Here is a 20747-nt window from a genome sequence, read left to right as displayed (position 1 = left end):
TTTCTATCGATTTGGTTGCGGCTCGTGGTCGGCGGGTGACGCCGATCACGCACTGTCATACTTTGATCCAGGTCATACAATCCCGACGACAACACGTTCTAATTTTGCGGAGGTCTCGATGGGTCGTATTTCAACGCTCGTCCTCATCGGGCTCGGCGCGTTTTTCATCGCGCTCGCCCCGCTCCTGAAATTCTGGGCGGCGGACCAGCTGATCTCCGCGCCGGCGAACCAGTTCGGCATCTCCACCCTGGAGGCGAAGGGCGCCCAGTACTTTTCCCGCCAGGATCTCAAGGTGCTGAACGCCGACCTCGAGATCATCGTCACCACCCGTGGTGACGTGAAGGACGCCACCGGCGACCGGGTCGTCTGGGACGAGGCCACGGTGGTCAACGACGTGACCAACAACCGCAGGTCGGTGGACATCTCCGACCGGCGCAGCGCCTTCAACAAGTACACCGGCGAGGCCGTGAACTGCTGCGGCGTGAACATCGCCAAGGCCCCGGTCACGCTGGAGGGCCAGATCTACAAGTGGCCGTTCGACGTGGAGAAGAAGACGTACAAGGTCTTCAACTCCACCGCCAAGCAGGCCTTCGACGCGACGTTCGTGCGCGAGGAGAAGGTCAACGGCCTCGACACGTACGTGTTCGAGCAGCTGGTGCCGGCCACCAAGACCTCCACGCAGACGATCCCCGCCAACATCGTCGGCATCACCGACGTGACCGGTGACGTGCAGATCGACCGCTGGTACGACGGCAAGACCACCTACTGGATCGAGCCCGTCACCGGCTCCCCGGTCAAGCAGGAGGTCCAGCGGCACGAGGTGCTGAAGACGCAGGACGGCGTGGAGCGCGCCGCGGCCTTCGTCGCCACCGCCCAGATGACCGAGGAGACGGTGAACGGCCTGGTGAGCAACGCCCAGGACGGCAAGAGCCAGATCAACCTGCTGCGCAACACCATCCCCCTCGTCCTGCTCGTCGTGGGCGTCGCGCTGATCCTCGCCGGCGTGGTGCTCGGCCGCCGCCGCACCGCCTGATCCTTTTCCGACCCCGGGGCCCGCCGCGTGCGGGCCCTTTTACTTTTTCCGGGACCGTTACAACGAAAATTGAAACGTGTTCCAATAAAAAGTTACTCGCCGGTACGAGCGAAACATCTAGCAGTAGAACGTGTTGCAGTTCGGTCTTCCCGGTCGTATCGTCGGGACATGCGGACCCGTGTGACGGACATGTTCGGAATCGACCTCCCGATCTTCGCGTTCAGCCACTGCCGCGACGTGGTGGCCGCCGTCAGCAAGGCAGGCGGAATGGGCGTGCTCGGCGCCCTCTACTTCACCCCCGAAGAGCTCGAACGGGAGCTCGCCTGGATCGACGACCACGTGGACGGCAAGCCGTACGGGGTGGACGTCGTCATGCCGGCCTCCTACGAGGGCGCCGAGTTCCCGGCGGAGGAGCTCGTCGGCCGCCTGCAGGGGATGATCCCCGAGGGGCACCGGCAGTTCGTCGAGAACCTGCTGTCCAGCCACGGCGTGCCGCCGCTGTCACAGGACGCCGACGCCGGCCGGGTGCTGCTCGGCTGGACGGACGCCACCGCCCGGCCGCAGGTGGAGGTCGCGCTCAGGCACCCGATCGCGCTGCTGGCCAACGCCCTCGGCCCGCCGCCCGCCGACGTGGTGGAGCAGGCGCACGCCCACGGCGTCAAGGTCGCCGCCCTCGCCTCCACCCCGCGCCATGCGCTCAAGCAGGTCGAGGTGGGCGTGGACGTGGTCGTGGCGCAGGGCACCGAGGCGGGCGGCCATACCGGCGAGATCTCCACGATGGTGCTCATCCCGCAGGTCGTGGACGCCGTGGACGTGCCGGTGCTGGCGGCGGGCGGCATCGGCAACGGCCGCCAGATGGCCGCGGGCATGGCGCTGGGCGCGGAGGGCGTCTGGACCGGCTCGCTCTGGCTGACCGTGGAGGAGGCCGACACCCCCGAGATGGCCAGGCGGCGCATCCTCGCCGCCACCTCCCGCGACACGGTCCGCTCCCGCAGCTGGACGGGCAAGCCCGCCCGGCTGCTCAAGAACGAGTGGACCGACGCCTGGGAGGCGCAGGAGTCGCCGGGCACGCTGCCGATGCCGCTGCAGTTCATGCTGGTCTCGGACGCGCTGCGGCGCATCGGCCGCTCCGACGCCGCCGAGCTGGCGACCTTCCCCGCGGGCCAGATCATCGGCATCACCAACCAGGTCCGCTCGACCAAGGACGTGGTCTACTCCCTGGTCGAGGAGTTCGCCGAAGCCCTCGAACGCCTCGGCCGCATCACCCGCGACTAACGGCCCTGATAGGTCGGGGGGCGCTTCTCTCGGAAGGCGCGGGTGCCCTCCTTGGCGTCCTCCGACCCGATCACCGGCCAGCCCAGCTCGTCCGACACCTTGAGCGCCTCCTCCTCCGCGAGGCCCTGGGTGTCGCGGTAGGTGCGCAGGATCGCCTGGACGGCCAGCGGCCCGGCCGCCGCCACGCTCGCGGCCAGCTCGCGGGCGGCGTCCAGCGCCCTGCCGTCGGGGACGACCCGGTTGACCAGGCCCATCGCCAGCGCTTCGGCAGCGGTGACGGAACGGCCCGTGAGGAGGAGGTCCATCGCGTGGCAGTACGGGATCTGGCGCGGCAGGCGGACGGCGCTGCCGCCCATCGGGAAGAGCGCGCGCCTGGCCTCGAACAGGCCGAGGGTGGCCGACTCCGCCACCACCCGCAGGTCGGTGCCGACGAGCAGCTCGGTGCCGCCCGCCACCGCGTAGCCCTCGACGGCGCTGATGACCGGCTTGGCGGGCAGGTCCTCGCGGAGCAGGCCCTTCCAGTGGTAGTTGGCGATCTTCTCGCCACGCGCCACGACCTCGGGGTCCGACGGGGGAGCGGACATCGCCTTGAGGTCGGCGCCGGAGCAGAACGTGCCCTCCGCGCCCGTCAGGATCGCCACCCTGACGTCCGGCTCGGCCGACACGTAGGCCCAGGCGCTCGCCATGCCGATGAGCATGTCGGAGGAGAGCGCGTTGCGGGCCTCGGGGCGGTTCATGGTGACGATCACCACGTGGTGGTCACGTTCCACGCGGCAGTGGGGGGTGCTGATCGGCAGAAGCTCCACTCACTCCTCCTGAAATCAAGCGCTTGCTCACACCATAGCCGCGGGTTACGCTGCCCGAAAGAAATGAGAACCTGTTCTTATTTCGCCGGTTCGGGGGCCTCGTACGACCTGGTGAGGAGTACCGATGGGCACGCTCGGTTTCTGGCGGCTGGCGCAGGCGGACCCCGGCTGGATCGCGGCCGTGGACCCCGACGGCACCGAGCACCGGGCCGGTGACCTCCTCGCCCGCGCGAACCGCCTCACCCACGGGCTGCGCGCGCTCGGCCTGCGGGCCGGCGACGGCCTCTGCGGGCTGGTGCCCAACGGCTCCGACGGGCTCGTGCTCTACCTGGCGGCCCTCCAGGCAGGCTGGTACTACACGCCGATCAACTGGCACCTGACCGGGCCGGAGATCGCGTACATCCTGGCCGACAGCGAGGCCAAGGCGTTCGTCACCCACCCCCGGTACGCGGCCGAGGCGACGCGGGCGGCGGAGGCCGTCGCCCCCGAGCGGCGCTTCGCCGTGGCGGACCTGCCCGGGTTCCGGCCGCTGGACGAGCTGACCGAAGGGCAGCCGGACACCATGCCCGCCGACCGCACGGCCGGCGCCACCATGCACTACACCTCCGGCACCACCGGCAGGCCCAAGGGCGTGCGCCGCCCGCTGACCGGCCTCGACCCCGACGACGGGGCGGAGCTGATGACGTTCCTGCTCGGCCTGTTCGGCGTCACCCCCGGGCGGCCCAACGCCCACCTGGTCACCTCGCCCAGCTACCACACCGCCGTCAGCCAGTTCGGCGGCACCGCCCTGCACATGGGCCACACGCTCGTCTACATGGACCGGTGGGACGCCGAGGAGATGCTCAGGCTCTGCGAGCGCCACCGGGTCACCAGCTCCCACCTGGTGCCCACCCACTTCAAGCGCCTGCTCGCCCTCCCCGAAGAGGTGCGGGGGAAGTACGACCTGTCCTCGCTGAAGTGGATGATCCACGCCGCCGCCCCCTGTCCCGTGCCGGTGAAGCAGGACATGCTCCGGTGGTGGGGCGACGTCGTGTACGAGTACTACGCGGCCACCGAGGGCGGCGGCACCCTGGCCACGCCCGGCGACTGGAAGGCGCACCCCGGCACGGTCGGCAACGCCTGGCCCATCACCGAGCTGCTCATCGCCGACGACTCGGGCGAGCCGGTGCCCGCCGGCACCCCCGGCACGATCTACATGAAGATGATGGGCGCCTCCTTCGAGTACAAGGGCGACCCGGCCAAGACCGAGGCGAACCGGCTCAAGGACTTCTTCACCGTCGGCGACATCGGCTACCTGGACGAGGACGGCTTCCTGTTCCTGTGCGACCGCAAGGCCGACATGATCATCTCCGGCGGCGCGAACATCTACCCGGCCGAGATCGAGAACGAGATCATGATCCACCCGAAGGTCGCCGACGTGGCGGTGTTCGGCATCCCCGACGAGGAGTGGGGCGAGCAGATCAAGGCCGTCGTCGAGCCCGCGCCCGGCGCGGCGCCCGGCCCGGAGCTGGCCGCGGAGATCCTCGCCTCGCTGGAGGGCCGCCTGGCCAGGATGAAGTGGCCGAGAACCGTCGACTTCATCGACGAGATGCCCCGAGAGCCCAACGGCAAGCTGCTCAAACGCAAGCTGCGCGCCCCGTACTGGGAGGGCCGCGACCGAGCCATCTGACCACCCGGGAGGGTGCATGTCCGATCCGCTGACCGCGGAGCACGTGCTGGAGTTCCCCGGCGGCTACACCCGCTCGACGGGACCGGTGATCGGCCGGTTCCTGACCGAGCTGCGCGCCGGACGGATCGTCGGGGTGCGCACCGCCGACGGACGGGTGCTCGTCCCCGCGCTGGAGTACGACCCCGCCACCGGCGACGCGGTGACCGGCGAGTACGTCGAGGTCGGCCCGGCCGGGACCGTCACCGCGTCCGCCTGGGTGTCCGAGCCGCGCCCCGGGCACCCGCTGGACCGGCCCTTCGCCTGGGCCATGATCAAGCTGGACGGCGCCGACACCGCGCTCGTGCACGCCGTCGACGCGGGCAACCCCAAGGCGGTCACGCCCGGCACCCGGGTGTGGCCGGTGTGGCGCGGCGAACGCTCGGGCCACATCACCGATCTCGCCTGCTTCGCCCCCGAGGTCACCAGGATCGTCTCGCCGGTCCGCGTCCCGTACACGCTCCAGGCCGGCGGGGCGCTCCGCGTCTTCCTGGAGGGGATCAGGCGCGGCGTCTTCGTCGGCGGGAGGTGCGCGAGCTGCGGGAAGGTGTACGTGCCCTACCGGCTGTCCTGCCCCGAGTGCGGGATCGCGATCGGCGAGCAGGTCGAGCTGCCCGACACCGGCACGGTGACCACGTTCGCGATCAACAACCTGCCCGACCCGCGCGCCCCCGAGGTGCCCTTCGTCTCCGCGTACGTGCTCCTCGACCGGTCCGACGTGCCCGTGATCGCGCTCGTCGGCGGCATCCCCGCGCACGAGGTGCGGCAGGGCATGCGGGTCAGGGCCGAATGGGTGCCCGAGAGCGAGCGGACCGCGTCCATGGCGAACATCCGGTGGTTCGCGCCCACCGGCGAACCCGATGTGGAGCTGTGAATGAGCCGCGTGGCCAGAGAAGTCGCGATCGTCGCCTTCGCCCAGACCCGGCACACCGCCCACGACACCGGGCTGTCCGAGCCCGAGCTGATCCTGCCCGTGATCGAGGAGGTCAAGGCGCTGACCGGGCAGAAACGGTTCGGCTTCACCTGCTCGGGCAGCTGCGACTACCTGGCGGGGGCGCCGTTCTCGTTCGTCTCCGCGCTGGACGCGGTCGGCGCCTGGCCGCCGATCTCGGAGAGCCACGTGGAGATGGACGGCGCCTGGGCCCTGTACGAGGCGTGGGTGCGGCTCCAGCACGGCGACGTGGACACCGCCCTGGTGTACGGGTTCGGCAAGTCCAGCCAGGGCGACCTGCGGGCCATCATGACCTTGCAGCTCGACCCGTACTATCTGGCGCCGCTCGGCCTGGACCAGCTCTCGTACGCGGCGCTGCAGGCGTCGGCGCTCGGCGCCGGACGGGCCGAGCTGGACGCGATCGCGCGCCGCAGCCGCGCCGACGGCAGGCGCAACCCGTACGCGCTGGACCTGCCGGAAGAGCTGCCCGACGGGTACGCGGTCGAGCCGCTGAAGGCGTCGGACGTCGCGCCGATCACCGACGGCGCGGCGGCCGTGGTGCTCGCCGCCGGGGACCGGGCCCGCGAGCTGTGCGCCACCCCCGCCTGGATCACCGGCATCGCGCACCGCATCGAGCCGCACTACCTCGGCCTGCGCGACCTCAGCCGGTCGCCGTCGGCGGCCGACGCGGGCCGCGCGGCGGGCGTCGGCAAGGGACCGGTCGACGTGGCCGAGCTGCACGCCCAGTTCGCGCACGAGGAACCGATCCTGCGCCGGGCGCTCGAACTGCCCGACGACACCGTGATCAACCCGTCCGGCGGCCCGCTGGCCGCGAACCCCGTCATGGCCGCCGGGCTGATCCGCCTCGGCGAGGCGGCCCGCCGCATCCACGACGGATCCGCCCGCCGCACCGTCGGCCACGCGGCGAGCGGCCCCTGCCTGCAGCACAACCTCGTCACCGTACTGGAGGCCTGATGGCTGAGCGCTGCGCCGTGATCGGCGTCGGGCAGACGCGCTACACGACCAAGCGCAGGGACGTGTCGATCGCCGGGCTGGTGCGCGAGGCGGCGCTGCGGGCGCTGGAGGATGCCGGGCTGACGTTCAAGGACATCGACGCCGTCGTCATCGGCAAGGCGCCTGACCTGTTCGAAGGCGTCATGATGCCCGAGGCGTACCTCGCCGACGCGCTCGGCGCCGCGGGCAAGCCGATGCTGCGCGTGCACACCGCGGGCAGCGTCGGCGGCTCCACCGCGCTCGTCGGCGCGGGCCTGATCCAGTCCGGCGTGCACGAACGGGTGCTGGTCGTCGGCTTCGAGAAGCAGTCGGAGTCCAACGCCACCTGGGCGCTCTCCACCCACCTGCCGTTCAGCTCGTCGCTGGTGGTCGGCGCGGGCGGCTACTTCGCCCCGCACATCAGGGAGTACATGCGCAGGAGCGGCGCCCCCGGCCACGTCGGCGCGCTCGTGGCCGTCAAGGACCGGCTCAACGCGCTCAAGAACCCGTACGCCCACCTGCGCATCCCCGGCATCGACCGGGCGATGGTCGAGTCCACGCCCATGCTGTGGGAGCCGATCCGCTACCTGGAGTCGTGCCCGTCCAGCGACGGCGCCTGCGCGATCGTGCTCTCGTCCGAACGGGCCGCCGCCGGCATCCCGGCCTGGGTGCACGGCACCGCCATGCGCTCCGAGCCGCTCTCCAGGGCCGGCCGCGACACCGTGAGCCCGCAGGCCGGCAAGGACTGCGCCGCCGACGTCTACCGGCAGGCCGGCGTCACCGACCCGCGCCGCCAGATCGACGTGGCCGAGGTGTACGTGCCGTTCTCCTGGTACGAGCCGATGTGGCTGGAGAACCTCGGCTTCGCCGCCGAGGGCGAGGGCTGGAAGGTCACCGAGTCCGGCGCCACCGCGCTCGACGGCGACATCCCGTGGAACCCCTCCGGCGGCGTGCTGTCCAGCAACCCGATCGGGGCGTCCGGGCTGATCAGGTTCGCCGAGGCCGCGCTGCAGGTGCGCGGCATGGCCGGAGAGCACCAGGTCGACGGGGCACGCCTGGCGCTCGGGCACGCGTACGGGGGAGGAGCGCAGTTCTTCGCCATGTGGATCGTCGGACGGGAGAAGCCGTGATGGAGTTCAACCACGCTGACTTGTTCGAAGGGGTGGCCGACGCGATCGGGGACCGCACGGCGGTGGTCTGCGGGCCGGACCGCCGCACCTACGCCGAGCTGGACGCCGAGGCCAACCGGCTCGCCCACCACCTCCAGGACCGCGGCATCGGGCCCGGCGACCACGTGGGGATCCACCTCTGCAACGACATCGAGTACGTGGCCGGCCTCCTGGCCACCCTGAAGCTCCGCGCCGTCCCGGTCAACGTCAACTACCGGTACGTCGAGGCCGAGCTGCTCTACCTCTACCGCGACTCCGACATCCGGGCCCTGCTGTACGACGTCGAGTTCGAGCCCCGCGTGGCCGCCGTCGCCGGCCAGGCGCCCCGGCTGGGCCATCTCATCGCGGTCAACGGCCCGCCCGGCATCCCCGGCGCGATCTCGTACGAGGAAGCCCTGCGGAGCGGCGACCCGGGGCGCGGCTTCGGGCCGCGGTCCGGGCAGGACGTCTACATCATCTACACCGGCGGCACCACCGGCATGCCCAAGGGCGCGATGTGGCACGTCGAGGACCTGTTCATGGCCTTCGGCGGCGGCAACCCGACCGGCGAGCCGCGCGCCACCCCGCAGGAGGTGGTCGACGAGGCCGTCAAGGCGAGCCCGATCGCGATGATGGCCGCCGCGCCGCTCATGCACGGCGCCGCCCAGATGGGCACCTTCATCGCCTTCTGGATGGGCGCGACCATGGTGTACGTGCGCACGTTCGACCCCGACGAGGTGTGGCGGGCCGTCGAGCGGGAGAAGGTGCTCACGATGAACATCACCGGCGACGCCATGGCCAGGCCGCTCGCCGAGGCGCTGGAGCGGGGCTCCTACGACGTGTCGTCGCTGTTCGTGCTCAGCTCGACCGGCGCGATCCTGAGCGGCACCGTACGCGACCGGCTCCAGGAGCTCCTGCCCAACGTGCTGATCCGCGACAACTTCGGCTCCACCGAGGCCGGCTACACCGCCGACGGGATCGACGGGGCCACCCCCGAGACGGGCCTGCGCTACCGGCCCAACCCCCACGCCAGGCTCGTCGTGCTCGACGACCGGCTGCACCCCGTCAGGCCCGGCTCCGGCGACCTGGGCACCGTCGCCAAGGCCGGCCGCATCGCGTTCGGCTACTACAACGACCCGGACAAGACCGCCCGCACCTTCGTCACCACCGAGGACGGCACCCGCTGGCTGCTGACCGGCGACCTGGCCACCGTCGAGGAGGACGGCACCATCACCGTGTACGGGCGCGGCTCGCAGTGCGTCAACACCGGCGGCGAGAAGGTGTTCCCCGAAGAGGTGGAGGCCGTGCTCAAGGGGCACCCGGCCGTCTTCGACGCGGTCGTCACCGGGGTGCCGGACGAGCGGTGGGGCAACCGGGTGGCCGCCGTGGTCGAGCCGCGTCCCGGCGCCGCCGTCACCGCCGAGGAGCTCGACGCCCACTGCAGGAAGCAGTTATCGGGCTACAAGGTGCCGCGCTCGTACGCGTTCGTGCCGCGCATGGAGCGCTCGCCATCAGGCAAGGCCGACTACCGATGGGCCAGGGACACGGTGCTGGCCGCGCAATCTTGACCAGCGCAGGGCCGGCGCGGGCCCTGTGCTGGTCAACCACCGGTCAGCGGGGCCGGAACCACCGAAGGTTGATGAGGTCGTGCTCCACCAGCGCGACCTCCCCGGCCCGCCCGGCCCGCTCGTTCAACCCCAGCCGCGCCCGCAGCACGTCCCGATGCATCTCGACCAACTCCTCGTCGTCATCGCCGTCGCCTTCGGCGTCGAGCAGCTCGCGCAGCCGCGCGTCCGCGGAGCGCAGCGCCGCGTCGGCGGCCTCGTCGCGCCCCAGCCGCAGTTCGCACAGGCCGAGCTGGTAGTGGGCGACCGCGCTCAGGTAGCCGTCCCGGATCACCCGCGTGCCCCGGTGCAGCACCGCGCTCGCCTCCGGCGCCCGGCCCGCCGCCAGCAGCGCGTCGCCCAGCATGAGCATCGCCCTGGCCAGATGGCCGCCCAGCACCGGGTTGCCCGGCGCGTACCGCTCCAGCGCCGTCACCGCCTCACGCAGCGGCGCCACCTCGTCCTCGTACCGCTCCTGCGACGACAGCGCCGCCGCCAGCGACAGGTTGGCGCCCGCCCGCCCGGCGTGCACGCTCTCGGCGCCCACCCCCGCCGCGATCAGCCCGTCGTACAGGCTGATCGCCTCCCGAGCCCTGGCCTCCGCCCGCGGCCCGTCGTCCAGGTGCAGCATGGTGAGCAGCTCCGCGCTCTGCGCGAGCGAGTCCGCGAGCACCGCCCGGTACGTGAGATCGCCAGGAGCCCGCCTGGCGTCCACGATCAGCTCCTCCACCAGCGGAGCCGCCTCGCCCAGCGCGCCGCGCATCAGGTGGCAGCGGACCAGCCGCTGCTTGGCCAGCGCCTGCTTGGGCCGGGCCGCCGGAGACCCGGCGTACCCGTCGACGGCGAGCGCCGCGTACTCCACCGCCTCACCGGCCCGCCCGTCCGCCAGCATGTCGTCCACGATCACCACCGCCACCTCGGCCTCCGCCAGCCGCCGGGCAGCGGTACGGGGCAGCCGCCGGTACTGGTTGACCGCCTCCACGAGATGGGCGAGCGACTCCCGCTTCCTGCCCATCCGGCGCAGCACCAGCCCGCGCACCTCGTCCGCCCTGGCCCGCGCCGCCGGGTGGCCCTCCGGCAGCCGCTCCTGCTCGGCCACCGACCAGGCGACCGCCTCCAGCGCGGCGTGCGGCCGGTCCAGCGCGGCCAGCGCCGCACCCAGACAGCAGTACGCCATGGCGGCGACGCCGGGCTCGTCCAGCTCGTCGCACAGGTCGGCGGCCCGCTCCAGATGGGCCAGCGCCTCCACCGGACGGCGCGCGCCCAGCAGCGCGTCACCGTAGAGCGTCAGCGTCCTGGCCAGCGCCGCCTTCTCCGGCGTACCGGCCAGCAGGTCGGCGGCCTGCTCCAGGGTGGCGAGCACCGGGCGGGCCAGCTCGTGCTCGATCCCGGCCAGCGCGGCGAGCGCGACCCCCAGCCGGGCCCGGTGGCGGGGGTCGGCCGCCGCCATCCCCAGCCGGGCCCGGTAGCGCGGCCCGGCCGCCGCCAGCCCCTGGAACACCCGCACCGCCGCCTCGGCCGCCGCCGCCTCGCCGGTCAGCGCCGCGTACCGTGCCAGGCAGTCGCCGAGCGACTCGTGCAGCTCCGGGCGGGCGCGGACCGGCACCTCACGCGTGAACGCCTCGGCGAACGCGGTCATCGGCCCCAGCAGATCCACCTCGCCCGCCCCGTCCAGAAGGTCGGCGAGATCGTCCAGCAGAACCCGCAGCGCATCCGGCGGCGGCAACGGCCTGACCTCCAGCGCCCGCGCCAGGAACGGCGCCGGATCCTGCTGCAGCTCACCGAGCGCCAGCAGGGCGAGCAGGTGCGTGGCGGCCGGCTCCGGCGCGAGCGGCCCGTGGTCGTCCAGCAGCCCGGCGATCAGCGTGGTACCCCGCACCAGGTCCAGCCCCGCCCGCTCGTCGTCGTCCAACCGCACCCGGCACAGCCCCCGCAGCTGCAGGCACGTCCCGGCCAGCAACCGCCTGGGCACCGTCGCCTCCTCCGGCAACGCCTCGACCGCCCCGCCGGCTGCCTCCAGCGCGCCGCCGAAGTCCCCCCGCGCGAACCGCGCCCCGGCCAGCAGCCGCAACGCGACAGCGCGCCCCAGCGGCTCCCGCACCAGCTCCGCCGCCCGCCCGGCCGCCTCCTCCGCCTCCTCCCACCGCTCCAGCCCGGTCCACGCACAGGCGACCAGCAGCACCCGCTCCGCCGCCCCCTCGTCCGCGTCCACCGCCGCCACCAGGTGCGGCAACGCCTCCTCGAACCGCCCCGCCCCCAGCAACCCCCGCCCCAGAGCCGCCTCGACCTTCCCCCACAACCGCACGTCATCCCCGCGCCGCCGGCGATCCTCGTCCTCTCCTCGCGCGCGAAGGCCCTCCTCCCACACGGGTCCCGGGCGCGCGCGGTCACCCTGCGGCCGGGCGCCATCCCTCCGGTGCCCGAGCAGCAACCCGGCAGCCCGCGAGGCGAGCACCACCGCGTCCCGCGCCCGCCCGGCTCCCGCCCACACCCACGCCAGATGCGCCTGAGCGTCGGCGAGCGCGCCGACGTCCGCCCCTCCTCCCGCCACGAGAACCGCCAACGCCTCCTCGGCCCGCTCCACACTCTCCCCACCCCGCACCGCCACCCCAACCAGCGACAACCCCTCCACGAAGCACCTGTCATAGGCCCCGCGAAGTGCAAATCCAAAGCCCTCAGCGGGCGTCTCGTGAGGTGTTGGTTCGGAGTTATCGGCGGGTGTCTCGTGAGGTGTTGGTTTGGGGTTATGGGCGGGTGTCTCGTGAGGTGTTGGTCTGGGTTTATCGGCGGGTGTCTCGCGGGGTGTTGGTTCGGGGTTTTCGGCGGGTGTCCCGCGAAGTGTCGGCCCGAAGTCCTCTGCAGGTGTCGCGTGTCGTGCTTGTCGGAAGTCCTCCGCAGGTGGCCTGTTTCTGGCCCGTCCGTCCTCGGCTGCTCCGTACGGTGCCTGCGAGGAGTCCGCCGCCGACGCCTGCCCGTCGTCGGCGATCGTCCGGTGACGCGTCCGTACGGAGTCTGTGGGGAATTCCTCGTCCGGGAGCACAGATTCGGCGAGTGGCAGGGCACGTCCCAGGAGCGCGCGCGAGCGGCGGACCCATCCCGCCACATCCCGCCGCAGTCGATCCTCGTCGCCCAGTTCCCGCAGCAACCCGGCCGCCGTCTCGAACTGCGCCAGCCCGTCGGCGGGCCGATCCAGCTCCACCAAGCACATCCCGAGCAGCCGCCGGCATCCGGCCAACAACCGGTCATGCCCGTCACCGAGCCCGTCGGCCACCCACACGGCCTCCCGCAGCGAGTCCAGCGCCTCCTCAGGCAACCGGCGGAGCAGCAGGTACTCGCCCAGGTCCCGCAGCCGCTCGGCCAGGTCCCGCCCGTGCCGCCCCGGTTCCAGGACGGCCAGCGCCCGCAGGTTCTCCACCGCCTCCCCGGCACTCCGCACCGCGGCCTGGAGATCCCCCCGTTCCCCGTGCACCCGCGACACCAGCCCGGCCGCCCCGGCCAGCACCGCACGCAACCCCGGCTCCTCCGCCGCGATCCCGCGCAGCCGCACGACCGCCTCACCGGCGACCACCACGGCCGCCTCTCCCCGCCCTTGCCGGTCCAGCCGCGACCCCAGCCGGTCGAGCCGCCGGCACACCTCCAGATCGGTGACCGCCACCCCCCGCACGGCCTCGACGACCTCCACCGCCAGCCCGGCCCCCAGCCCGACCAGCCGCTCCTCGTCCAACTCATCCAGCGGCCCCAGCACCCCACCCCCCACCAACGCCCACCCCTCACGAGAGCCAGGCGCGGAACCCCCCAACGACCCGTCACCCCCCGGACGCACCCCTCCATACGGCGAGGAACCACCCGACAAGCCCTCCCCACCCACGGGCGGTGCATCCTCCCCCACACCCAACGGCACACCAGCCCTTCGAGCACTCACGTACGGTGCGCCATCGTCCAGATACACCCTCGCAGCCCTCCCGTACGGCGGAGGGCCACTCGGTGAGGCACCTTCACGCACCCCCGGAGTTCCGTCGTCTGGCGGGGGACCGGTCGGTGGGGCGCCTTCACGTACCCCTGGAGTTCCTCCGTACGACGGGGTACCGGTTGATGGGGCACCTTCGCGCACCCCCGGAGTTCCGTCGTATGGCGGGAGATCGGTCGGGGCGCTATCACGAACCCCAGGAGCTCTGTCGTATGGCGAGGGACCGTTCGGTGGGGCGCCTTCACGTACCCCCGCAGCTTCTCCGTACGACGAGGTCTCGTAGGAAAGGCCGGGAGAGACCCCGGCCGGGTCGGGCAGCACGGAGAGGACCGCTTCCATGTCCCCGGCGAGCAGCACATCCCCGCCCGCGGCCAGGAACGCCGACACCGCCTCCCGCAGCCGCCCCGTCCCCGCCAGCGCGCACGCCAGGTTGTACTGGGCCCGCTCCGCGTGCGCCGCGTACCGCGGATCCTCCTCCACCAGGATCCTGAACCGCGCCGCAGCCTCCCGCGCGGGCCTGACCGCGAGCTCCGGCACCCCCGAAAGCAGCAGGCACGCCGCCTGGTTGAACAGCGCCTCCGCCTGCCCCTCCGCCTGCTCGTACGGGGGAGCGGCCGCGAAGATCTCGGCCGCCTCACCCGCCGCGGCCACCGCCTCGGGCAACCTCCCCGCCGCCGCCAGCCAGGCCGACGCCGTGGACAGCGCCGTGGCGACGTCGGCCCGTTTCCCGCCCCTGAGCCGCTCCACCAGCATCTCGGCCAGCGTCACCCTCAGCGCCCGCACCCCGGGATGCCCCGCCTGCCACGGCGGCAGCGCCGCGACCGCCCCGGCCACCTCCGGCTCATCCCGCAGCAGTTGCAGCACCGCGTTGAGCCGGTCGCCGAGCTGCTCGCCCGGCCCCAAGGCGGCCTCGCACAACATCCTGTCCAGCCGGTGCACGACCAGCGACCGCAGCGCGACCCGTACCCGCCCGTGATCCGCGCAGACCCGCAGCACGTCGAGCATCCGCGCCAGGTGCGCCGCCGTCCGCCCCGGATGATCGTGTACGGCGGTCACCAGCGACTCCAGCCCCGCCGCCTCCTCCAGCACCTGCCCGACCACCACGTCAGGCACATCGATCACCAGCCCGCCGGACAGCCGCTGCCCATCAGAGGCAAGCCGCCCGCTGGAGAACCACCCACCCCGCACGTCGGGGACCCGGCTGCCCTGCGCGTCAGGGGTCTGCTGCTGGGCGAGCCGCTCGTTCTGTACGGCGGGAACCTGCTGTTCGGAGGGCCGCTCGTTCTGTACGGCGGAGGCCTGTTGCTCGGGGGGCCACCCGCTCTGTACGGCGGGAACCCGCTGTTCGGAGGGCCGCCCACCCCGTACGTCCGGCGGGAACAGCCCCGCGACCCACGCCGCGACCTCGGCCCTCCGGTCCTCCTCCAGGCCGGGTACGACGGACAGCAGGGCCCGCAGTTCCCTCGGCGACGGCGCGAACAGCATGGCCACCGCCACCGCCGCGCCCGCCACGCCGTCGTCCGGCGCTCCCGGCGACGCCGACCACCGCTCGCGTTCGCGGTTCAGGAAGCGGTGGACCAGCTCGTTGCCTGGCCCCGCCTCATGGCCGCGCACCCGCATGAGGGCCGCCAGATGGACCCGCAGCGGGACCGCGTACAAGGGGTCGTCGAGCGGAAACGGGCGGATCCGGTCGAGTCCATCACCTGCCCCGGGCCGCGTGGCGAAGGCGCGGATGGCGGCGGCGGCGTGTCCGGCGCGTTCCGGAAGGGTCAGGGGATGGTCCTCCAGGCGGACGGTCGCGCGGATGAGGCGCTTGAGACGGCCGCCGGCGGCGGTGTCGAGCCGACGCCACCAGGCGGCCGGAGGCGGGGCGGCACCCACGGAGGTACGGGCCACCAGCAGGAGACGGATACGCGGGTTGTGCCGGTGGGCGGCCAGGCCGCGCACCAGCTCGGCCACCAGGGCGGCCGACGGCTCGGGGAAGTCGAGCACGAGCAGGGTGGGCCGCGGCGCGTCGAGCCGGACGGCGGGATTCGTCAGCGGTCCCACGAGAGCCGTCGCCGGCAGGAGCCCGGCGTCCCACCCGGCCGCCGACAGCTCCGCGCACAGCTCCACCGCCAGCCTGCTCTTCCCGGACCCGCCCGGCCCGGTGATCAGCGCGGCCGACAGCGGCTCGGGCCCGGCGGCCCAGTTCCGCAGCGCCGTCAGCTCCGCCTTCCTGCCGACGAACGGCACCACCGCGTGCCGCGCCACCGGCAACGACCAGTCCGGGCAGTTCTCCGGAGGCTCTCCCGTGGCCGGTTCCAGCAGGTCGGGGAGCAGGGCGACCCGCTCGTCCCCGGACACGTCCTCCAGCAGCCCCGACGCGGGAAGGGCGTCACCTTCCACCCACGCGCGAAAGGTGTCGTCCAGGAGCAGCGCCTCCACCGGTACGACATCCGCGTGCCCGGCCTCGTACCAGGAGACGACCACCCCCACGAGCTGACCCGTCGGCTCCGCCAAGAGGGCCGCGCCCGAGAAACCGAGCCTGAAGGCACCCGGCGGCGAGCCGGAGAACTCGACCCCCAGAGAAGCGGGCACCGTCCCGGCACCGGCGGCCGCCACCACCGAAACCAGCGGCTCGCCCCGCGAATCCACTCGGGCGAAACCCCGGACGACGCACCGCACCCCGTCCCCGGTCACCCGCCCCCACCGAACCGGCCCCAAGGACCCCTCCCAGGGCATCCCCGAAGCGTCCGACCCCGACGGGTCCGGCGAGCCGGGATCCCCTCCGCCCCCGCCCGCTCCCCGCGCTGGGGACGGGCGGGCCGCGCCACCACTCCCTCCAGGCGCCCCACCCACCGAAAGCCGGGACGGGCCCGACGAGCCGGGGTTCCGCCCGGACGGGGCCGGTGAGGGTGCCGGTGGGGTGGTGGGGACCTCAGGGATGTGGAGCAGGGCCGCGGCGAGGGGGCCGTGGCCGTGCCAGACAGGCTGGGCCCGGGTCCAGGGGCCGGTGCCGCGTACGTGGCAGGGGGCGGCGGGGTCGATCACCTGGGCGGAGGTCAGGATCAGGCCGGGGGCGACCACGTACCCGGAGCCGGTCACGCCCGTGAGGTCGTCGTGGCCGGAGTGCACCTGGACGACCCGCTCTGAGGCGACGCGTGCGGATCCGGAGTCGCGTGGTGGCCTGTCCATGGCGCCGTGTCCTGGAATGCCCTGCCCGGCGTCGATGTCGCCCCGGCTCAGGGAGAATTCCGCCACCCGCTCACTATCGCACTACGGCACCGAAATTTCCGGGCTTGTCAGGCCTTCTCACCTGTGAGCCAGGCCGCCAGCCCCAAGTAGACCAGCCCGCTGCCGATGTCGATCCGCCGCCGGGCCCGCACCGAGCGCCGCACGCGGGTGGCCAGCGCCGACGACAGCAGCGCGTACGTGCCGTCGGAGGCCATGCCCAGCGCCATCCAGAGCAGGCCGAGCACCAGCATCTGCGGCGCGACCGCCCCGGCGGCGGGGTCGGCGAACTGCGGCAGGAACGCCATGAAGAAGATCGCGGTCTTCGGGTTGAGCACGTTGACCACGAACCCCTCCCAGAACATCCGCCGCTTGGACTGCTCCGGCAGCTCGACCGTCTCCTCAGCGGTTCCCCGGGCCAGCAGCTTGCGGAGCCCGAGCCAGACGAGGTAGGCGACGCCCGCGTACTTGACGATCGTGAAGGCGGTCGCCGACGCGGCGAGCAGGGCGCTGACGCCGAGGGCGGCGGCGACCACGTGGACCACCGACCCGGCGTGCACGCCGAGGACCGAGACCAGCCCCGCCGCCCGGCCCTGGGCGACGCTGCGCGTGACGATGAAGATCACCGCCGGGCCCGGCACGAGCAGAATCGCCAGGGTGGCCGCGCAGAAGAGGGCAAGTGTGGAGAGATCCGGCATGTCGTCATCCTATGGAGCCCGTCAACGGGGTTAAAGGCTGTCGCGCAGGGCCGCGACCAGCACCTCGGTGGCCGACGGGTGCGGCGGGTGGCCGTAGACGGCGGCGAACACGTGCCGGGTGGAGCCCGGGACGCGGCGCGCGGTCACGTCCGGATGGCGGTGCGCGCGCAGCGCGAGCGCCGGCAGCACGGTGACGCCTATCCCGGCGGCCACCAGCGCCTGCACGGCCACGATATCGTCGCTGGTGAACGAGATGCGCGGCTCGAACCCCGCCTTGTCGCACAGGTCGAACAGATGGCTCCGGCACCGGTCACACCCCGCGATCCACGCCGCGTCCGTGAAAGCCCCCAGATCGGCCTCCGGCGAACCGGCATCCACGGACACCGGGCCCGGGGTGATCAGGTAGCTCGGCTCGTCCCACAGGTGGATCAGCTGCAGCCCGGGAGCCTCCGGCGCCGTGTCGTCGTACCGGAACATGACCGCGACGTCCACCCGCCCGGCCCGCAGCAGCCGCAGCGCCTCCGGCGGCTCGGTCTCGGTGAGTTCGAGCCGCAGCCCCGGGTGCGACTTCCGCAGCAGGGCAGCCGCCTCGGGGATGAACGTGCCGAGCGCCGAGGGGAACGCCGCCAGCCGCACCCGCCCCGTCTGCAGCCCGACGTGCGCGGCCAGCTCCTCGGCGGCGGCATCGAGCCGTCCGACGATGTCGCTCGCCCGCTCGGCCAGCAGCCTGCCGGCCTCGGTCAGCCGGATGCCGCGCCCGGCCCGCTGGATCAGCTTGGCGCCGGTCTCGGCCTCCAGCCGGGCGAGGTGGTGGCTGACGGACGGCTGCGCGTAGTGCAGCTCCCGTGCGGCCGCGGTGAGCGAGCCGGTACGGGCGACCGCGAGCAGGACGCGGAGCCGGGTGACATCCAGCATTCATCAATCGTATCTATAGGTCGGCTCGAATACTTCTGTTGGACCTATCGATGGTCGGCGCGAGACCGTAGGAAGAGGAAGCCGCACGACCTCGGGAGGATGCATGGACACCGTCACGACCGTACGGCCCGGCCTGGCCGAGCTGGTGGCGGGCGTCGGCGCGCTGACCGCGCGCCGCCTTCCCGCCCGCGACACCGCACTCGCCGTCGCTGACCTGATGCGCGACCGGCTGCCGAGCCTGGACATCCTGACCGCACAGGAGCGGCTGGGCTCGCCCGAGACGTACGTGTCATGGCCCCTGCACGCGCAGGACGACTTCTCGATCGTGGCCGTGGTCTGGCGGCCCGGCCAGGAGACCGCCATCCACGACCACATCTCGTGGTGCGCGTTCGCCGTGCTCAGCGGCAACGAGCACGAGACCCTCTACCGGGACGAGGGCGACCATCTGGTGGAGATCGGCCGCGCCGACAACCGGCCCGGCGACGTCAGCGGCTTCGCCCCGCCCGGCGACATCCACCTGGTGCGCAACACCAGCTCCGAGACGGGGGTGTCGATCCACGTGTACGGGGCCGACATCGGCAGGCTGGGCAGCAGCGTCCGCCGCGTGTACGAGCTGCCGGTCGTTCAGAGGTAGCCGGCGAGCCGGTCGGCCAGCTCCTCCGGCCGCGACAGCATGACGCTGTGGCTGCCGCCGATCTCGTCCGGTTCGATGCCCAGCCGCTCGCGCACCATCGGCCGGACGAACTCGGGCGGGAACCACCGGTCGTCGCGGCAGAGCAGGTAGCGGGTCGGCACGTCCGGCCACTTGTCCAGCGGCCACGGCTCCACGAGCGCCTTCTCAGCGTGCCCCCGCCCGTGCCGCAGCGCCTCGGCCGCGAGGTCGGCGGGCACGTCGTGCATGAACAGCGCGACCGGGTCGTCGATGTCCTTGTCGCCGAAGCCGCTCTTCTCCCACCAGTCGGCGGGCGGCTCACCGGGCGCCGGCACCATGCCCGCCAGCAGCACCAGCAGGTCGGCCTTCGCCCGGTCGCAGACGATCGGGGCGACGAACCCGCCCCATGAGTGCGCGACGACGACGAGGCCGTCCAGGTGTCCCACGGCCTTCCGCACCTCGGCGATCACATGGTCGGCGTGGTCGGTGAGCCCGGCGTCCGGATCGTCCAGCGGCAGGTCCACGGCCACCGTGCGGTGCCCCCGCCCGCGCAGGCAGGTCTCCAGCGGGCGCCACGGCCAGGAGGTGCCGCCGCCCCCGTGGATCAGCGCGAACGTCGCCATCACGCCCCCGTGGGCATCTGGCCGGGCAGGCGGGTCTGGAAGTCCAGCACCCCGGCCCACGTAGGCCGGACGGCGATGCGGGCCATGCGGACTCCCGGCCGGTCGGCCTCGGCCACGTTCCTGGCGCCCTGCTCGGGGCCCGCGTAGCGGTGGTGGGCGAGCGCGTACTCCGGCACGATGCCGTCGACGTCGGTCACCTCGGCCCGGCCGCGGATGAGCAGCACCTCCGGCGGGGTGGCCGTGGTGTCGATGGTGATGGCGACCTCGGGCCTGGCCCGCAGCGCGTTGATCTTGACCGCGCCGGCGAACGTGGCCATGACGACTTCCTCGCCGTTCCAGTGGAACAGCGTCGGGTAGACGCGTGGCGTCCCGTCGGCGGCGACGTACGCCACCCGGGCGAGTTCCTTCGAGACGAGCAGCCTGCGTGCGGTCGGATGCTCCAATAGCCGGACATCTCCCTGTGGAAGGGTGTCCAGAGCGTTCATGTCATGGCTCCAATCACGTGTTGGTCCTAAACTAGGACTAAAACGTACGAATTCGCAAGGATTTTCGATGCGAACCTACGACGACCCCTGCGGCGTCGCCCGTGCCCTCGACCACGTCGGGGAGCGGTGGGCGCTGCTGATCGTGCGCGAGCTGCTGCTGGGCCCCAAACGCTTCACCGACCTGCGCGCCGGCCTGCCCGGCGCGAGCCAGAACGTGCTCTCCCAGCGGCTGCGCGAGCTGGAGGAGTCCGGCGTGCTGCGCCGCCGCAAGCTGCCGCCGCCCGCCGCGAGCCGGGTGTACGAGCTGACGCAACGGGGGAGCGAGCTGGAGCCGGTGGTGCTGGCGCTGGCCCAGTGGGGCAGCCGGATGCCGCTGACCTCGACCGGGCCGCTGAGCGTCGACGCGCTCCTGTACGCCCTGAAGTCGACGTTCGACCCCGGGGCGGCGGACGGCTTCGAGGGCAGCGTCGAGCTGCGGCTCGGCGAGGAGAGCATCCTGGCGACGGTCTCGGCCGGGCAGCTCACCTTCGCCAGGGACGGCGCGGGAGGAGACGCCGTGCTGCGCGCCGACGCCGAGACGATCAGGAGCGTGGTGTTCGCCGGCCGGAACCTGGAAGAGTCCGAGGTGGAGGGGGACCGGCAGGTGGCTGAGCGGTTCGTCACGCTCTTCCCGCGCCCGCCGATGAGTTCCTGACGTCC

15 protein-coding genes are annotated in these 20747 nt (G+C 72.7%); 9 read left to right on the top strand and 6 right to left on the bottom strand.

Going from position 1 to position 20747, the window contains the following annotated elements; translation table 11 throughout:
• Window positions 1–118: 118 nt before the first annotated feature.
• Both pgfA and ACZ6YG_RS36155 read left to right on the top strand, forming a co-directional pair.
• On the top strand, window positions 119–1033 hold the full coding sequence (gene pgfA / locus ACZ6YG_RS36160) for a cell envelope lipid trafficking protein PgfA (RefSeq protein WP_148034153.1): 915 nt from the start codon (window positions 119–121) through the stop codon (window positions 1031–1033).
• Window positions 1034–1201: 168 nt separating this feature from the next.
• Window positions 1202–2308: an NAD(P)H-dependent flavin oxidoreductase gene (locus ACZ6YG_RS36155; RefSeq protein ID WP_466020467.1), complete on the top strand. Its 1107-nt coding sequence runs from the start codon at window positions 1202–1204 to the stop codon at window positions 2306–2308.
• Here the strand turns inward: ACZ6YG_RS36155 and ACZ6YG_RS36150 are convergent.
• The gene (locus tag ACZ6YG_RS36150; RefSeq protein WP_466020466.1) at window positions 2305–3114 is read right to left on the bottom strand and encodes a crotonase/enoyl-CoA hydratase family protein; all 810 of its coding nucleotides are present in this window, start codon (window positions 3112–3114) and stop codon (window positions 2305–2307) included. The genes ACZ6YG_RS36155 and ACZ6YG_RS36150 overlap by 4 nt on opposite strands.
• Window positions 3115–3238: 124 nt before the next feature.
• On the opposite strand from ACZ6YG_RS36150, the gene ACZ6YG_RS36145 reads away from it, so the two are divergent.
• From ACZ6YG_RS36145 to ACZ6YG_RS36125, 5 genes are read left to right on the top strand one after another with little or no spacing between them, the layout of a single operon-like run.
• A complete protein-coding gene (locus ACZ6YG_RS36145; protein WP_466020465.1) occupies window positions 3239–4783 on the top strand; it encodes an acyl-CoA synthetase in 1545 nt (514 codons plus the stop codon).
• A gap of 16 nt (window positions 4784–4799) precedes the next feature.
• The gene (locus ACZ6YG_RS36140; protein ID WP_466020464.1) at window positions 4800–5693 is read left to right on the top strand and encodes a Zn-ribbon domain-containing OB-fold protein; all 894 of its coding nucleotides are present in this window, start codon (window positions 4800–4802) and stop codon (window positions 5691–5693) included.
• Window positions 5694–6725 (top strand): thiolase domain-containing protein, encoded by a 1032-nt coding sequence (locus ACZ6YG_RS36135; protein WP_466020463.1) that lies wholly within the window; start codon window positions 5694–5696, stop codon window positions 6723–6725.
• Entirely contained in the window at window positions 6725–7873 is a 1149-nt protein-coding gene (locus tag ACZ6YG_RS36130; protein ID WP_148034147.1) for a thiolase domain-containing protein, read from the top strand. Before ACZ6YG_RS36135 ends, ACZ6YG_RS36130 begins: the two co-directional genes overlap by 1 nt.
• Window positions 7873–9459, top strand: coding sequence for an acyl-CoA synthetase (locus ACZ6YG_RS36125; protein ID WP_148034146.1), 1587 nt, complete (start codon window positions 7873–7875; stop codon window positions 9457–9459). The genes ACZ6YG_RS36130 and ACZ6YG_RS36125 overlap by 1 nt, the downstream gene beginning before the upstream one ends.
• A 43-nt stretch (window positions 9460–9502) precedes the next feature.
• On the opposite strand, the gene ACZ6YG_RS36120 is transcribed toward ACZ6YG_RS36125, so the two are convergent.
• Genes ACZ6YG_RS36120 through ACZ6YG_RS36110 form a run of 3 tightly spaced genes read right to left on the bottom strand, consistent with a single transcriptional unit; the run spans window position 9503 to window position 18288 of the window.
• Complete coding sequence (locus ACZ6YG_RS36120; protein ID WP_466020462.1) at window positions 9503–16705, bottom strand: hypothetical protein; 7203 nt, start codon at window positions 16703–16705, stop codon at window positions 9503–9505.
• Between the two features lie 41 nt (window positions 16706–16746).
• On the bottom strand, window positions 16747–17373 hold the full coding sequence (locus ACZ6YG_RS36115) for a LysE family translocator (protein WP_271279121.1): 627 nt from the start codon (window positions 17371–17373) through the stop codon (window positions 16747–16749).
• 30 nt (window positions 17374–17403) lie between these two features.
• Window positions 17404–18288, bottom strand: a complete 885-nt coding sequence (locus ACZ6YG_RS36110; RefSeq protein WP_466020461.1) for a LysR family transcriptional regulator — start codon at window positions 18286–18288, stop codon at window positions 17404–17406.
• A 103-nt stretch (window positions 18289–18391) separates the two neighbouring features.
• On the opposite strand from ACZ6YG_RS36110, the gene ACZ6YG_RS36105 reads away from it, so the two are divergent.
• The gene (locus ACZ6YG_RS36105; RefSeq protein ID WP_148034143.1) at window positions 18392–18922 is read left to right on the top strand and encodes a cysteine dioxygenase family protein; all 531 of its coding nucleotides are present in this window, start codon (window positions 18392–18394) and stop codon (window positions 18920–18922) included.
• Here ACZ6YG_RS36105 and ACZ6YG_RS36100 read toward each other — a convergent pair.
• On the bottom strand, window positions 18913–19563 hold the full coding sequence (locus ACZ6YG_RS36100) for an alpha/beta fold hydrolase (protein ID WP_466020460.1): 651 nt from the start codon (window positions 19561–19563) through the stop codon (window positions 18913–18915). The two genes, ACZ6YG_RS36105 and ACZ6YG_RS36100, sit on opposite strands and share 10 nt — an antisense overlap.
• Window positions 19563–20048 carry a pyridoxamine 5'-phosphate oxidase family protein gene (locus tag ACZ6YG_RS36095; protein WP_148034141.1) on the bottom strand — a complete coding sequence of 162 codons (486 nt, stop codon included), beginning with the start codon at window positions 20046–20048 and terminating at the stop codon, window positions 19563–19565. Before ACZ6YG_RS36095 ends, ACZ6YG_RS36100 begins: the two co-directional genes overlap by 1 nt.
• 67 nt (window positions 20049–20115) lie before the next feature.
• On the opposite strand from ACZ6YG_RS36095, the gene ACZ6YG_RS36090 reads away from it, so the two are divergent.
• On the top strand, window positions 20116–20742 hold the full coding sequence (locus tag ACZ6YG_RS36090) for a winged helix-turn-helix transcriptional regulator (protein WP_466020459.1): 627 nt from the start codon (window positions 20116–20118) through the stop codon (window positions 20740–20742).
• The last annotated feature ends 5 nt before the right edge of the window (window positions 20743–20747 follow it).

The sequence above is a fragment of the Nonomuraea sp. NPDC054003 genome (genome assembly GCF_055585125.1).
Note: the sequence above shows the minus strand (reverse complement) of the source record. Positions and strands in the feature narration are given on the sequence as shown.